Source organism: Pseudocolwellia agarivorans (assembly GCF_002000085.1).
Lineage (GTDB): Bacteria > Pseudomonadota > Gammaproteobacteria > Enterobacterales > Alteromonadaceae > Pseudocolwellia > Pseudocolwellia agarivorans.
This window is the reverse complement of sequence record NZ_MUZU01000003.1, coordinates 78209-94091: the sequence shown is the minus strand read 5'-3', so window position 1 is coordinate 94091 and position 15883 is coordinate 78209. Positions and strand designations below refer to the sequence as shown.

Here is a 15883-nt window from a genome sequence, read left to right as displayed (position 1 = left end):
TGGTTTTAAGGATTTCAATTGAAAGTTTTACACATATTAGAATATTCACGACCCAACATCAGTGGTTATTCATTAAGATCTGATGCCATTATTAGACATCAAAGAAAACTTGGTATTATCACTAGACAACTTACAAGTCAGCGATATCAAGACTTTAAGGAAATGGAAGAGAATGTAGATGGCGTTGTATACGAACGTACTCAAATATCTCGTTCTTTTTTAACAAAAATACCATTTGTTAACTATCTTCATCATATTAATCACTTAGCTAAAAGAATTGAGCAAGCTGTACTTGCTGATAAACCAGATGTTATTCAAACACACTCCCCAATGTTTAATGCTTTAGCTGCAATTAAAGTAGGTAAAAAATATAATATTCCTGTGACTTACGAAGTTAGAGCTTTATGGGAAGATGCAGCGGTTGATACAGGAAAAACTACTGAAGGTAGCTTAAAATATAAAACAATTAAAGCCATCGAACAAAGCGCTTTTGATAAAGCTGATGCAGTAAGTTGTATATGTAATGGCTTAAAACAAGATTTAATAAAGCGTGGTATTTCTGAATCTAAACTTTATGTAACACCTAATGCAGTTGATATCGATAACTTTAAGCCTTTACATGAACGTAATGCTGAACTTGAAAAGTCTCTTAATTTATCAGGAAAAAAAGTGGTTGCATTTATTGGTACCTTTTTTAAATACGAAGGCTTGTCATATGCTATTGATGCGATAAGCATTATTTCGAAGACTCGTGATGATATTCATCTACTACTCGTAGGTGCGGGTAATGAGCTAGATAGTTTAAAGAAACAAGTGTCAGCATTGAAGTTAGACAAATTTGTCACTTTTGTTGGCAGAGTACCTTTTGAAAATGTTGGAGACTATTATAGCTTGGCTAATGTGATGGTGTTTCCTCGTGAAAGTATTAGATTAACAGAGTTAGTAACACCACTTAAACCGTTAGAGTCAATGGCACAATTCAAGCCTGTTATTGCTTCTGATATCGGTGGTCATCGTGAACTTATAGAGCACAATAAAACAGGTTTTCTATTTGAAGCTGATAACAGTGAAGCATTAGCTAATACAATTTTAAATGTGATTGATGATGAAGAGCTTTTAACCCAAATTAGTGAAACTGGATTGGCTTTTGTGACCGAAGAGAGAAACTGGTTAAATACCGCAAAACAGTATATTTCTGTTTATGAGCGACTGGCCAAGTAATGTCAGCACAAAGTAAAAATATTCTAATAATTACTAATTTGTATCCCGTACCTTGGGGACCTAATCGAGCAAGTTTTAATAAGCAACAGTTCGACTTATTAGCAGCAAATAATAATGTTCAAATTGTATTACTACTCCCTTGGACTGAATTTTTCAAGAATAGAGCCGCCTGTAAATCGAATAATAATCTGCAATATTGTCCATATTTTTATATACCTAAGATAGGTCGAAGATTGGTACCTTTTTTTCAGGCATTTTCATTGTTCTTTATGTTGCCTTGGATGAAGAAACACAAGCCAGACGTTTTATATACATCATGGGGATTTCCTGATGCTGTAGCATCTTCTATGATTAATAAATGGTTGAAGTTGCCTTTATTCGTAAAAGTTCATGGCACTGATGTTAATGAAAATACATTATTTCCATCTAGGCGTAAGCTTATTAAAAAGTGGCTTTCAAAAGCCGGTACTATCTTTTGTGCTAGCCAAGCTTTAGCTGATTCTCTTGAAAATACAGGCATTGCTAAAGAAAAATTACTTGTGAATTATAACGGTGTAAATCGAGACATATTTTATCCAAACAGCCAATCAACTAATGAAAAGCGTATTATATTTGTTGGTAGTTTAATCCCCACTAAAGGCCTAAATGAACTTGTATTAGCTTTTGCCGAAGTGCAAAAATACCATCCTGATGCAAACCTAGATATTATAGGTGAAGGACCGTTAAAAGAATCGATTAATCAATGCACTCAAGCACAAAATTTAAATATTAATGTGCATGGTTCAATTCCCTTAAATCTTGTTGCTGAAAAGGTTAGAGCCAGCTCTTTACTTGTTTTACCAAGTTACCGAGAAGGCGTGCCTAACGTGTTACTTGAAGCTTTTGCATGCGGTATTCCTGTTGTTGCTACAACTGTCGGAGGGATACCTGAGGTAGTAACAAAAGATGTGGGGTTATTAGTTGAGTCTAAAAATACCGTTCAACTAGAAAAAGCAATTTCAGAAGCTCTAACTATTGAATGGGAACAAAGCAAAATATTGGAGCATTCTAGAGGGTTTGATTGGCAAAAAAACGTAGAGTGTGTTCTACAAAGAATGGAAGCAGCTAATGCAATACCTAAAAAGTGATATAAAACGTAAAAAACAAATTCTAATGGGTGAAGGATATCAAGTATCTACCTTTAGAACTTTAGTGAGTGACGGCACTTCAGCTAACTTCCTATACAGAGCTACCCAGTTTTTAATGAAGTACCGTTTATCTCCTATAGCGTTGATTACCCTTTGGTTAAATAGAGTGATTAATGGCTGTGTTATTGGTGCTCAAGCTATGTTTGATAAAGGGTTTGTGATAATGCATCCTGTAGGTGTTGTTATCAATTCGAAAGTACGCGGTGGAATCGATATTACCGTTGAAAGTGGTGTTGTTATCGGTGACGAAAAAGGGAAGGCTCCGCTATTAGGGAATAACATTTTTATTGGAGCAGGAGCAAAAATTATTGGTGGCATTACTATTGGCGACAACGTTAAAATTGGTGCTAATGCTGTTGTTGTTAAAGACGTACCGAGCAATGTAACTGTTGTTGGTATTCCCGGAAGAATAATTAATAAATCTCAGGAAAAAAAATGCTAACCCTATTCTGGATCTCTTTAGCTCTATTGGTATATTCGTATCTTATTTTTCCTTTATTGTTGAAAGTATTTGTTACGCCAAAAAGTATTGGAAGTTCCGAGCTTAAAGAATACCCTGATGTTGATATCATTATTGCAGCGTATAACGAAGAGTCATGTATAAAAGAACGCATTGAAAATGCTTTAGCTCAAAGTTACGAAGGCAATTTAAATGTGCTTGTTGCATCCGACGGTAGTAAAGATAATACCGGTGTAATAATTACAAGTTTCACTGATCCTAGAGTTAAGGCATTTGATTTTGAAGAGAACCGAGGGAAAATATCAATTCTTAATGATCTGGTCGCGGAATCTCAAGCTGAATTTTTAGTTTTCACCGACGCAAATACTGAATTTGAAACTAATGCTGTTAATATACTAATGAATAGTTTTTCTGAAAAAACTGGTGCGGTTTCCGGTGAGCTTTTATTAATTACCGACGACGGTAATCAAAATAAAGATGGTCTCTATTGGAAGTACGAACAATTCCTTAAAAAATGTGAGTCTGCTTTAGGTGGTATATTAGGAGCTAATGGTGCTATTTATGCTATCCGCAAAGAGTTATATATTCCTTTATCGAAAGACACAATTGTTGATGATTTTTGCATTGCAATGAATGTTAAAAAGCAGGGCTATGAGGTTTTATATAATGATAAAGCAATCGCTTCCGAAGAGGTTGCCCCATCTTTGCATGATGAAGTGGGCCGTCGAGTAAGAATTGGTGTTGGTAATTATAAAGCTTTCAACAGTAATTTATGGGCTTTGTCGCCAACACAGGGCTGGTTTAGTTTTTGTTATTGGTCTCATAAAGTCTTTAGATGGTATGCGCCACACTTAATGCTGCTAGTATTTTTTTCTAATTTATTTTTATTGAGAGAACCTTTATATATTACTCTATTAATTGGACAAATAGCTTTTTATGCTATTGGTTGGTACGGGACTAAAAAAATCAGTCAAGGCATTAAAGTCGGTAGTATCGTCGCTATTATCAGCTTCTTTTTATCTATGAATACAGCATTAGCTAAAGGCTTCTTACTCTTTTTAAAAGGTCAAAAGAACGGCGGCTGGCAACGAACAGCAAGACAAGGGGAAACTAAATAATGTTAGGCTTTATCACGGTACTATTATTGTTAGCCGCAAGTACTTTATTTTGGCTAGTATTAAAAAAGAAGAATATGGATATGTGGTTCTTTCCTTATTTAAAAAATAGATTAAACAACCCTAAAACAGATAAACCTATCCATGTTTTATTTTGTTTTGTAGATCATTTTGAACCCCAATGGAAAAATCGCGATAATATTGAATTAGAGCGTGAAAGGGTTGATCGTTGGTTTAAAGATTATCCTTTAATGGCTGAGCAACATATAGATGCTGATGGCGTGATGCCTAAACATTCATTCTTTTATCCTGAAGAAGAATACAGACATGAACATTTAGCCAAATTATCAGATATGTGTTACCGCGGCTTTGGTGAAATAGAAATACATTTACATCACGATAATGACACGCCAGAAAACTTCACTAAAGTCATGACTGATTTTGCTTATAAACTACATCATGAACATGGTGCATTACCTGTTCATCCTGAAACTGAACAAATCATGTATGCCTTTATCCATGGTAATTGGTCACTTGATAATTCACTACCCGATGGTTATATGTGTGGTATTGATAATGAACTGGCTTTGTTAAATCAAACAGGTTGTTATGTCGATATGACATTGCCTGCAACACCAAGTCCAGCTCAAACGAGTAAGATTAATTCGATTTATTATGCAACGGGAAGACCGGGTATGTGTAAGAGTCATGATAGTGGTGTTGATGTTGAAGTGGGTAAAAATGAGTCTGGTGATATCATGTTAATTCAAGGGCCTATCGGAATAAACTTTAAGTGGCGAACGGCAAAAGGTTTACCGCATGTAGAAAATGCTGACGTGAGAAAAGCATGCCCACCACTGAAAAGTAGAATTGATCAATGGGTTAGCTCACATATACATGTAAAGGGCAGACCAGAATGGACTTTCATCAAAGTGCATACTCATGGTACTCAAGAAGCTGATATGGATACTTTGCTTGGTCAATCTAGACATGACATGCATACCTATTTAGAAACAAAATATAACGATGGTGAAAATTACATTCTTCATTATGTATCAGCAAGAGAGATGTACAATATTGCTAAAGCTGCAGAGGCTGGTAAAGATGGCAATCCTAATGAGTACAGAGACTTTATTCTAGCTAAACCGACATTTAAGCAGCTATAGCTGTATGGGAGCCAGGATGCTTACAAATGTTAAACATGCAGTCGGTAGATATATAGCTAATGCAGTTCTGCCGAATGGACTTTATTGTTTTAACTATCATCGAATAGGCGAAGCTAGCCTAACCGAGTATGATCCTAATGTTTTCAGTTGTGATGAAGCGAATTTTTCTGAGCATATGGAATATATTAAGCAACATTTCACCATTATTACTCTTGATGATATTTCTATAATACTGAATGGAAAAATCCGAGACAAAAGGTACGCATTAATTACTTTTGATGACGGTTATATTGATAACTACACTAAAGCATTTCCTATTCTGCTAGAAAATAAAATATCGGCAACTTTCTTTTTAGCCACTAATTTTATGAATAATGCTGAAATTCCATGGTGGGATAGAATTGCTTATCTGGTTCGTCATGCTCAAGTTGATGAAATTAAACTTAATAATTGGCCTGATAGCATCACTTTGTCTAAAGAAGATGTGCCTACAAGTATTAGAAAAGTGCTTGATGTTGTTAAAATAAATAATGGTTCAACTATTGAAGAAATACTCATAGAGCTAGAGCAAAAATTACAAATACCTGACTCTAAACTTATGGACCAAGAGCCTCTATTCATGACTTGGGATATGGCAAGAGAAATGAGCGCCGCAGGTATGGAGTTTGGCTCACAAACTTGCAGTCATAGAATCATGTCTCATTTACGTATCGAAGAGCAAGATTATGAAGCCAAAACTTCCAAAGAACTTATAGAAAAAGAGCTCAATACAAGTATTAAAGCTTTTGCTTATCCAGTTGGCGGTAAAGATAGCTTTACTCCAGAGACAGTTAAAATTATAAAGAAATATTACCAAATATCATTTTCTTTTATTTCAGGCATAAATACTTCTAAAAACTTAGATGAATTTTGTATTGAAAGAATATCTGTCGATAGTAATTGTAACGCTACACAGCTATCTCATAAGTTATTAAAGCTTTTATTAAGAAAAGTACATAAAAGTGTTTGGAAGTAAAAATGAATTATAAAAATTTTTTTATTAAAGTGTTGTTTCCTTTTTATTATACAACCTTAAAAAAAAGTAATGTTGTAGAAAAGGTTAATGAGGCGAATGAACGTTTAGGTTGGAAGCAAGACGAACTTAAAGCTTATCAATGGCAACAACTTGAGAAACTCCTCCACTTTTGTTGGAACAATGTACCTTACTACAAGCGAGTTTGGCAAAGTATCGGTATCGAATCAGTAGAACAAATAGACAGCCTCGAAAAATTTTCAACATTACCTGTATTAACTAAACAAGATGTTATGACCTACTATGACGAGCTTGTGCCAGCATGTAATAAAGCAACAAACATAAAAAAATCTACAGGCGGCTCTACAGGGCAACCTTTTCATTTTGAGTTAAATATGGAAAGCCATGAAGCCAGGTTAGCTATCGCATGGCGCGGGTATGGTGAAGTCGGTGCTGATTTAGGTACTAAAGCTGTATATTTATGGGGTGCTAGTTTAGGTAAGGTATCTGCATTTCGTCAGCTTAAAGAAGATCTTTACCATCGTTTTTTTAATAACTACATGCTTAACTCTTTTGAAATGAACAGCAGTAATATTGATGAATATGCCAAGCGTATTAATAAAATAAAACCCGATGCGATTGTAAGCTACGTAAACCCTCTTGTTGAATTAGCAAAATATATTATCGCTAACAATATCAAAATGCATCAGCCAAAGACTATTGTTACAGGGGCCGAAGCCCTTTATGAACATCAAAGAGAACTCATCGAAAAAGCATTTAATTGTCCTGTGCATAATACTTATGGCTGTCGTGAAGTGATGCTTATCTCTTCTGAATGTAAAAAACAGCAAGGCTTGCACATCAACATTGATCAACTCGTGGTTGAGACCCTTGTTGATGGCAAAAGTGTAACAGGTGAAAGTGGGGACATTGCCATAACCGACCTAACGAATTACGGCATGCCACTTGTGCGATATCTTAATGGAGATTGTGCAACCCTATCTCATGAAACATGTGACTGTGGCAACCCGCTACCTATGATGAACTCTGTTGATGGAAGGAAGTTAGACATTATAAAATGTCCTAATGGTCAGTTACTTCCTGGAGAGTTATTTCCACATATGTTTAAAGATTTTTCTTGGATTGCAAAGTTTCAAGTTGTACAAACAGAGTTAGAATCTATTAACGTAAAAATTGTACTTAATGATCAAAGTACATCGCCAGATTTTCAGCCGATAGAGAAAATAATCAATAAATATTCGGAAGATAGTTTAGCCATTAATTTTGATATTGTGGATGATATTCCTCTAACTCCTTCAGGTAAAAGACGAGTAACAGTGTGCAAAATATAGAAAGCACATCAGGAGAAAACGTGACTAGTAAGCCTAAAAGTGTGCTGCATATATTATCAAGTTTAAATATAGGTGGCGCAGAGCGTTTTGTTATCGACTTAGCTATTGAACAACGTCAATCATTAAAGCTTAATAGTGTTATTTTATCCTTTGGTGAAGAGGATGATGTTTTAGTTGCTGAATGTATAAAAAATAATATTCCTGTGTATTTTGTTAAAGGTAGCCGCTTAGAGAAAATACAAACATTTAAACGTGTGGTAAGCGAGTTTGATGTTTTACATTTTCATTCGCCCTTCACCTTATTGTTTACTTGTTATAGCCCAATATTATGTAGACGAAAAAAAGTTATTTATACACGTCACGGAGCTGAACCATTTAATCAGTTTAAGTGGCGAGTTATGCATAAAATAACCTATTCAATTGTCGATCAAATTACCTTTGTTTCAAATGAAGGACAAACAGTGTTTAATCAAGTAAATGGTTGGCAAAGTAAGCCACAATCAGTGGTTGATAACGGTATTTTAATTCCAAAAGAAAGTCATCAGCAGCCAATTGAACAACAAAAAACTAAAATAAAATTAGGCTCCGTCGCTAGAATGGTACCTTTGAAAAATCAGATCTGTTTGTTAAAAGCTATCTCATTAATGCCTAAATCAGTAGCAAATAAGTTTGAAATTCACTTTTTTGGTAATGGTCCGTGTGAAGAGTTATTAAAGTCTACAGCGGCCGAGAGTGCTTTTCCTGACAATGTTTATTTCCATGGCATGTTAGTCGATCGAGAGGAAATTTATAAACACATCGATGTCATGGTTGTGACTTCTGAAATGGAAGGCTTATCCATTGCTATTTTAGAAGCTATGGCGCGACGTATACCTGTGTTAGCGACTAAGGTTGGTGGAAACCCTAAACTAGTAGAAAGTAATGTAACAGGTCAGTTATTCAATTATAACGATGATAAAGAGCTTTCAAGACGGTTAACTGATATAGCCGAAACCCCTCAACTTATTGAAAAGTGGGGTAGCGAAGCTTATAAATTAGTGGAACAAGGTTATTCACTAGAAACAGTCGCACAAAAATATATAAAGCTTTATAGCTGATTGAACACTAATTTTTAAGGACTTTGCATGAACGCATTAGTTTCTGTTGTTATACCCGTATATAACGGGGTTGAATACCTAGAAGCAACGGTTAATACCATTTTAGCTCAAGACTACGATAACGTTGAAATATTGCTAATTAACGATGGCAGTAAAGATAATTCTGAACAATTAATAAATAATTTAGTTGAAAAATATAACTCTATTAAAGGTTTTCATAAAAAAAATGGGGGTGTTGCGGCAGCTCGAAATTATGGTATAGAGAGAGCGAGTGGAGAGCTTGTTGCTTTTTGTGATCAAGATGATTTTTGGCTACCAACTAAATTAAGTAAACAAGTTCCTTTATTTGAAAACCCTAAGGTGGGTCTTGTTTACTGTGGGGCTATTGCTGACTATACCCATTTAAATAAGCAGAATAAGCCCAGTTTTGATAATAAATATCGTGGCGACGTTTTCGATAAGCTTATACAGGTCAATATGTTTACATGCTGTACGGCTATTGCTCGCAAAAACTTATTACAAGAAACTCAAGCGTTTGATGATGAACGTAGCCTAATGGGAGTAGATGACTGGCTGGCATGGTTAAAACTTGCGTTAGTTTGTGAGCTTGATTTTGTACCTGAGCATTTAGCTATTCATGTATTTCATGGTGATAACTATTCATCAAATGAAGAAAAAATGCATGCTGCGGAGTTAGTCTGTTTAGATAAAATTCAACCTATGGCTGAGAAGCATAACAAGTCAGTAGATTGGAACGAAATTAAGCAGAATCTGCATGTGAGATACGCAAATACCTACATTTATAATGGGATGTTTAATCTAGCAGGCGACACATTACTTAAAGCCTCTAAATTAAAAAACAACAGTAAACTGTCAGTAAAAGGCAGGTTATTTAAAATCGTGCCTAATTTTATTTGGCGATTCATGCAAAAAACCAAACGCGCTATCTAATTTGTTAAATAGCGTAAAAGACAAAGCCATTATCTACAAAGAGTTAATTATGAATGTTTTTCCACGAGTACTGAACAATGAGTACTAAAAAACTATTTTTTAAGAGTTCGGTTTTCAGGTTTATAGAAAGAATTGTATTAGTTGTATCTTCATTATTACTTACTCCTTATTTTATCAATGTACTTGGCGCTAATGGATACGGATTTTGGTTGCTGATTCTATCGATAATTGGTTGGTTTAACGTGATTGAACTAGGCTTTCCCTCTGCAGTTCAACGCCATACTATATTAGCTTTGGAGAAAGACGATCCTATAGAAGTAAATACTGTTTTTTCCACAAGTATTGTACTTTTTGGTTGTCTTGGTTTTGCTGCTGTTGCTTTATTAACTTGCGTTGCTTTATTTTCAGCTGATTTTTTTGGGGCTACGGTTGATGCTGATGCATTGAGGATGGCTTTATTTGTTCTTTCAGCAAAGATACTGATGGACTTTCTAATGAACCCTTTTCATGGCTTCATTACGGCCTTCTTAAGGCTAGATATTGACTCTAATTTGGTTATGGTTAATGTGTTAATAAAGTCTGTTTTGATCTTTTTATTGATACCTACGATGAATATCTGGGGGGCTATAATCGCCACTCTTTTTGCAGATGTATTAACGAATGGAGTGAAGATCTATTACATAAAGAAACTTTACCCTGCAATGGGATTCAGCTTTAAGTTAGTTTCTAAAGACGAGTTGAAATCACTTTTTGCCTTTTCAAAACATGTTGTAGCAAATGGTGTTGCTAATACCTTAAATTCAAAAGCTGATCCATTTATAGTGACTAAGCTTATTGGTCTTTCATCAGTTGCTGTTTATGGTGTAGCTAATCGCTTAGCTGAACATATTAAGTCGTTTGTTTTTACAGTGAATGGTTTTTTGTCTCCGGTTTTTATGAAGAAAATGTCGAAGAATGAGAACTTAGATGACTTATTTCACAATGCGATAATGATAAATTTGTTCTTTGCGACACTATTTTCTGGACCATTAATTATTTTAGGGAAAGCCTTTATCATTCTTTGGGTTGGTGAGGAGTTTGAGTCGGCTGCAAATATACTGTATTTTTTGATTTTTACTTTCTTTTGCCAATCAATTTATACATCAGTTAATCAAGTATTGTTGGCACAGGCTCAGCATAAATATATTTCGTTAGTGAGTCTTTTAGGGGCTATTACTAATATTTCATTGTCTATTGTACTAGGCTTGAAATATGGACTTATCGGTGTGGCTATAGGTACGTCTATCGGTTCTTTTATTGCTAATGTCGTGCTAAGTTTATGGTTGTACAGTTTTTATAATAAATTAAAATTTTGGCTAATTATTCGTAAATTATTCTGGGCTAATTTTTTGGTCTTTGGTGTTGGTTTATGGCTTTCTCTTGTTGTTATGATAGAAGTTACTTGGTTTGAGCTTGTTTTGTACGGCGCGGTGAGTTTTGTATTCTTTTTAATACTCAGTTGGCTATTGGTACTCGATACGAATTTAAGAAAAATATCAGGAGATTACTTCATTTCTATTAGTAAAAAAATCATTCGTAAACAGTAGAGTGATTTCTGGTCATTTATAGTGTGGTGAAAACTAATTAAAGCTTCATGCTGAATTATTTTAGTATTAGTCTTTCACAATAGAGCTCTTTATTGAGGAAGACATTTTGCGTAAACCTTTGGTACATTTTTTAGCGTCGAGAGATAATAATTTTAACTTAATCCGTTTTATTGCTGCTTTTGGGGTTTTATTTAGTCATAGTTTTTCTTTAGCTATGGGAAGTAGTGATACAGAGCCTTTTAAGCTGCTTTTTGGTATGTCATTTGGGCAGATTGCCGTTGATATATTTTTTATTTCAAGTGGTTTCTTAATCGCAAACAGTTTATTTGTTAAAAAGAACTTACTTAATTTTTTGTGGGCAAGGTTTCTTCGTATTTACCCCGGGTTGTTTGTAGCTCTATTATTTTGTGTGTTTTTTGTTGGTGTATATTTTACAACTTACCCATTAGAAGAATACTTGATGGATACCCAAACCTATATTTTTCTTGCTAAGAATGCTGTACTTTTTTGGGGAGAAGAAGCCCGCTTACCTGGTGTATTTGAATCATTACCTTGGGCTGGTGTGGTGAATGGTTCATTATGGACATTGCCATTTGAAGTGAGAGCATATTGCCTGTTAGTTTTTTGTAGTATTGTTATTCATCGAGTGATTGTATGGTCAAAACACACTTTAAATGATCGTTTACTCTATTTACTGATACCTTTATTAGGTATGTTAATTTATATTTCTGATTACTTTTATACTTTTTTACCCATTTCATATTTTTCTTCTGAAGATTTCAGACTGTACTCATTATTTTTTATAGGGACTGCATGTTATATTTTTAAAGATAGTTTGGTGCTATCTAAGCATATATTTTATGCTGCAGTTGTATCTCTATTAATATCAACAATACATATTGACCTTTTTTTTATCGTTTATAATGTTGTTATATTTTATGTTATATTTTATATCGCTTATATACCTAAAGGCTGGATTCGTAAGTTTAACCAATATGGTGATTATTCTTACGGTATTTACATTTATGCATGGCCAATACAGCAAAGTGTAATTGCTTTTATACCAGGGATTAGCCCTTTAGAATTATGTTTATATTCTCTCCTTATAACTGCATTGTTGTCTTACTTTTCTTGGCACTGTATAGAAAAAAAAGCATTAATGTTTAAAGGGAGAGTACTATTTAAGTCAAAAATATAATTTTAAATTTGTATGAAATGATAAAAAGTGGTGTTTTTATGCCTACACTAAGAAAAATATTTAAAGGAAATTAAAAAGATGAATGACGTTGTATTGTATGGTGCATTTGATAGGCATAATTATGGTGACTTATTGTTCCCTCTTGTTATGGAAAAAATGTTATCTAAAAAATTTCCTGAAAAAAAAATTGTAATAGCAGGATTAATAGATAGTGATTTAACAGAGTTTAATGCATTGCCTACTGTCAGCATTAAAAAAGCGCTAAAAGGGAGTAAGCCTGATGTTACTATTATTCTTGCTGGAGGCGATGTTGTTTCTTGTGATTGGCTTTCTGCTTATAGTTATTTACTATCTGATTTCTCTTTTTCAATATTTCAGCGCACATTTGCTCGTTACATTCCTAAATTAACTGAAAAAATAATAAAAAATATTATTGGTTTGAAATCTGATAACCCATTCGATCTAACGTCAAAAGATCTTGATAGTAACATGAAGTTAATTTATAACTCTGTAGGTGCTACAGCTGTATCAGGCGTTGAAGGTGAGTCTGCTAAATCTCTTTCGGCAGCTTTAAATGATGCTGATTATGTAACAGTTCGAGACGAGTTTTCATCTGATAATATTAGAAGAATAGGTGCTAATGTTAATGATATATATCCTGATTCTGCGACTGTGATGTCAAGTATATTTTCTGAAGAGGAAATAAACAAAAAAACAGGAGAGAAGGCAAGTACATTGATCAATAAATTAGAAAACAAATATTTAGTTTTCCAAATTTCATCGGCTCATAGTGCAGGTTTAGAAGAGGAGTTTGCTCAGAACTTAACTGCTATAGCAAATAAACATGATTTAACTATTGTTTTTATTGCAATTGGAAATGCCGCGGGTCATAGCGACTCTCACGGAATAGAGAAAATAAAGCGCTATTTAGATAATAATATTAAGGTTGCTGAATATGTTGATGGTGGCGTATTCGATGTGATGAATATTATAAAAAATTCAGAGTGTTACTGCGGTACGAGTTTACATGGTCTTATAACTTCAATGGCTTTTTATGTTCCAAGAGTTGGTTTATTACCAAAACTACGTAAACAACGAAATTATATGGCAACGTGGGATCTGCCAGAAATGCCTAGCGGTGTTTTACCTAATGAATTGTCAGATGCAATAGATAGAGCAATGAGTATCCCTAAGCAAGATCTTATCAACAAAGAAAAATATTTAACTAACAAATATATGGAGAATTTTGACAAAATTAGCGCTTTGATTAATTCTTAGATATATATGTTGTGTAGGTACTCCTAGCATAATTATGGATAATTATACTTTTGAACTCAAAGTGGCAGGGGTTGAATAAATGAACAACGTAGCTGTATTGTCGTGCTGGTTTGGTCTTAGATTTAATAAACCACAAAAAGTTAATTCATTTAAGACCTGTAAGATATGGATTTACGCAACAATAAAAAACTTCTTACCATTTAAGTTTTTAGATACGTTGGGATTTATTTCTATAATTCCTCATGCTCCTAATGGGGTTGGTTGCTGTTACTTTTATTCAAATAATAAAAAGTTAAAAACTGAAATTCAGTTTAAGGGGTGGCTTTTCTGTTTTGTTGAGGGAGAGCTTAGTAATGGGGAAAGTATAGCTTCCTCATTGCTTGCTAAGAAAGTTAAGTTTTTACAGATTTATAATACTAGTTTTAGCCATTTTGAACATATTATATATATGGACAGTCGACGAATTACCGATGATATTTTTAATATTATTCAGAGGAACGAAAAAGGAATTCTTATTCGGTACGAGGCTAAGCTAAAACCAAGCATATGGCACGAAGTAGATGAAGCTAAAGGGCAGGAAAGGTATGCTAAGCATATGGATAAAACTATTGATTTTATTAATGCTAAACTAACCCAAGGCTATTTCGCTAATAACCGAGTTATGAATACTGGTATTATCGCATATGCTATGAATACAAAAAATACTAGGATAAGATCTCTTTGCAACGAAGTTTATAATGCTTGCGTAACTTTACAGCAGCCAGAATGCCAGATTTTATGGTGCCTATTATCCCAGCCTTATATGAATATAATCAATGCTGAGGAAACTTTTGAAATAAAAAGTCGTTCAGGATTGTAATGATATACTAAAGTCCTAACTTTAAAGAAATATAAACAGCAACGATAACAACCCAGCAATAACCCATAGACCTTAAAGCGAGTGAGTTATTGAAATATTCTTGGTATTCAGGTTTGAGTTTAACCATACGAATATGAGAGGCGATAGCCATACCCATAAAAATGAATAATAATAACGTAAACATTCGGCTGATAAAAAAGCCTGTGATCATAAAGCCAATCATTGAGAAGAATAAGGTTTTGTTGAGCATTTGTTCGTTTTTAATTGCTTTGTTTTTATCTTCATCTAATGCCGATGTATCAATGCCAGTATTATTGTTTACTTTACTTGCTTTAATAAATAGATAGCCAGTTATGATCGTAAAAATTAAAGCTCCTCCCCATAAAGAATAACCGGGAACCCCTAACTCCCCAGCGACATGGATGTATGAATTATGAGCAACTAAGCCATGGTAATCAAAAAAGTTGCCTTTACCGATACCAAAAATAGGGTTAGACAATAGCATTTGTATTCCAGCATACCAAGCTTCTAGTCGTCCATTTGCTGAGGCATCAATGTTACTTTGTAATGAGGCTACAACAGTAGCTGCAATGGGGGATAGTATGACAGCCGAAATAAATAACTTTGGGCCTGCATTTACCACGAGAATGTAAATACCAACTAACCCGCCTGCACCTAACATACTACCTCTAGAACCAGTTAAGTATATGCCATAAGTGAGAGCGGCCAAAATAACTAACATAGTTAATTTTAATAAAAATTGTCCTTTTTTATAAAAATAAATCGCAAAGGGTATATTCATGACTAGAAACATACCAAGGTCGTTAGGGTCATTAAAAAAACCCAGATAGGTAATACGCCTTTCTCCTAAATCGATATAACCTACGGAATGAGAATTTAACGCCCAGCCAAACCCTTGAAAGGCGGTTTGTTGTACATAACCGTTATGTACCATTAACATCGCTGCAATAAGACATACAACCATAAGAATATGTTGGCGTTTAATGGTCGTGATACAAGTTGTCATCAAAAACAAAGGAATTACTGCACTAACAAGCAATTTATTTGCTTCATCAATTCCAAACATACCGGAACCATTGAAAAAACCCGACATTATAATTAATGGTAGCAATAAGAATAACATCCAGTGTTGAGGGGGGAATTTTAACGGTCTTTGGGCAACTAATACTAGACAGAAGGTAATAATGGCAAAGACTTTAATAATTATCCAATCAACGCTGGTTTGCCACATCTCGTGAGGACGAATGAGTGAAGCAAAAGTGTAAAGAAATAGAAAAAAGAAGGCTAGAGTGGAATCCTTTTCTTTAGCTTGAGGGAGTTGCCTTGTCATTAGAAAAAAGCCTTAGGTTCTAGAAAGTTTAATTTTAGTATATTGTTCAT

General features: G+C 34.3%; 14 protein-coding genes. 13 read left to right on the top strand and 1 reads right to left on the bottom strand.

The window, feature by feature from the left end; all coding sequences use genetic code 11:
• Positions 1 to 18: 18 nt before the first annotated feature.
• From B0X80_RS06085 to B0X80_RS06025, 13 genes are all read left to right on the top strand, one after another.
• Positions 19 to 1221, top strand: a complete 1203-nt coding sequence (locus B0X80_RS06085; protein WP_077338959.1) for a TIGR04063 family PEP-CTERM/XrtA system glycosyltransferase — start codon at positions 19 to 21, stop codon at positions 1219 to 1221.
• Positions 1221 to 2348, top strand: coding sequence for a glycosyltransferase (locus tag B0X80_RS06080; protein WP_077338958.1), 1128 nt, complete (start codon positions 1221 to 1223; stop codon positions 2346 to 2348). The genes B0X80_RS06085 and B0X80_RS06080 overlap by 1 nt, the downstream gene beginning before the upstream one ends.
• On the top strand, positions 2329 to 2850 hold the full coding sequence (locus tag B0X80_RS06075; protein WP_077338957.1) for a serine O-acetyltransferase: 522 nt from the start codon (positions 2329 to 2331) through the stop codon (positions 2848 to 2850). The genes B0X80_RS06080 and B0X80_RS06075 overlap by 20 nt, the downstream gene beginning before the upstream one ends.
• Positions 2844 to 3986: a glycosyltransferase family 2 protein gene (locus B0X80_RS06070; RefSeq protein ID WP_077338956.1), complete on the top strand. Its 1143-nt coding sequence runs from the start codon at positions 2844 to 2846 to the stop codon at positions 3984 to 3986. The genes B0X80_RS06075 and B0X80_RS06070 overlap by 7 nt, the downstream gene beginning before the upstream one ends.
• The gene (locus B0X80_RS06065) at positions 3986 to 5149 is read left to right on the top strand and encodes a hypothetical protein (RefSeq protein ID WP_077338955.1); all 1164 of its coding nucleotides are present in this window, start codon (positions 3986 to 3988) and stop codon (positions 5147 to 5149) included. Before B0X80_RS06070 ends, B0X80_RS06065 begins: the two co-directional genes overlap by 1 nt.
• Before the next feature lie 4 nt (positions 5150 to 5153).
• On the top strand, positions 5154 to 6164 hold the full coding sequence (locus B0X80_RS06060) for a polysaccharide deacetylase family protein (protein ID WP_077338954.1): 1011 nt from the start codon (positions 5154 to 5156) through the stop codon (positions 6162 to 6164).
• Positions 6165 to 6166: 2 nt separating this feature from the next.
• Positions 6167 to 7513: a phenylacetate--CoA ligase family protein gene (locus tag B0X80_RS06055; protein WP_077338953.1), complete on the top strand. Its 1347-nt coding sequence runs from the start codon at positions 6167 to 6169 to the stop codon at positions 7511 to 7513.
• 20 nt (positions 7514 to 7533) lie between these two features.
• Positions 7534 to 8610: a glycosyltransferase family 4 protein gene (locus tag B0X80_RS06050; protein WP_175623887.1), complete on the top strand. Its 1077-nt coding sequence runs from the start codon at positions 7534 to 7536 to the stop codon at positions 8608 to 8610.
• 27 nt (positions 8611 to 8637) lie between these two features.
• Positions 8638 to 9561 carry a glycosyltransferase family 2 protein gene (locus B0X80_RS06045; RefSeq protein WP_077338951.1) on the top strand — a complete coding sequence of 308 codons (924 nt, stop codon included), beginning with the start codon at positions 8638 to 8640 and terminating at the stop codon, positions 9559 to 9561.
• 77 nt (positions 9562 to 9638) lie between these two features.
• On the top strand, positions 9639 to 11147 hold the full coding sequence (locus tag B0X80_RS06040) for an oligosaccharide flippase family protein (RefSeq protein WP_077338950.1): 1509 nt from the start codon (positions 9639 to 9641) through the stop codon (positions 11145 to 11147).
• Positions 11148 to 11253: 106 nt separating this feature from the next.
• On the top strand, positions 11254 to 12345 hold the full coding sequence (locus tag B0X80_RS06035; RefSeq protein ID WP_175623886.1) for an acyltransferase family protein: 1092 nt from the start codon (positions 11254 to 11256) through the stop codon (positions 12343 to 12345).
• A gap of 78 nt (positions 12346 to 12423) precedes the next feature.
• On the top strand, positions 12424 to 13623 hold the full coding sequence (locus tag B0X80_RS06030) for a polysaccharide pyruvyl transferase family protein (RefSeq protein WP_077338948.1): 1200 nt from the start codon (positions 12424 to 12426) through the stop codon (positions 13621 to 13623).
• A gap of 79 nt (positions 13624 to 13702) precedes the next feature.
• Positions 13703 to 14482, top strand: a complete 780-nt coding sequence (locus B0X80_RS06025) for a hypothetical protein (protein ID WP_077338947.1) — start codon at positions 13703 to 13705, stop codon at positions 14480 to 14482.
• 7 nt (positions 14483 to 14489) lie between these two features.
• On the opposite strand, the gene B0X80_RS06020 is transcribed toward B0X80_RS06025, so the two are convergent.
• Entirely contained in the window at positions 14490 to 15833 is a 1344-nt protein-coding gene (locus B0X80_RS06020; protein WP_077338946.1) for an O-antigen ligase family protein, read from the bottom strand.
• Between the last annotated feature and the right edge of the window lie 50 nt (positions 15834 to 15883).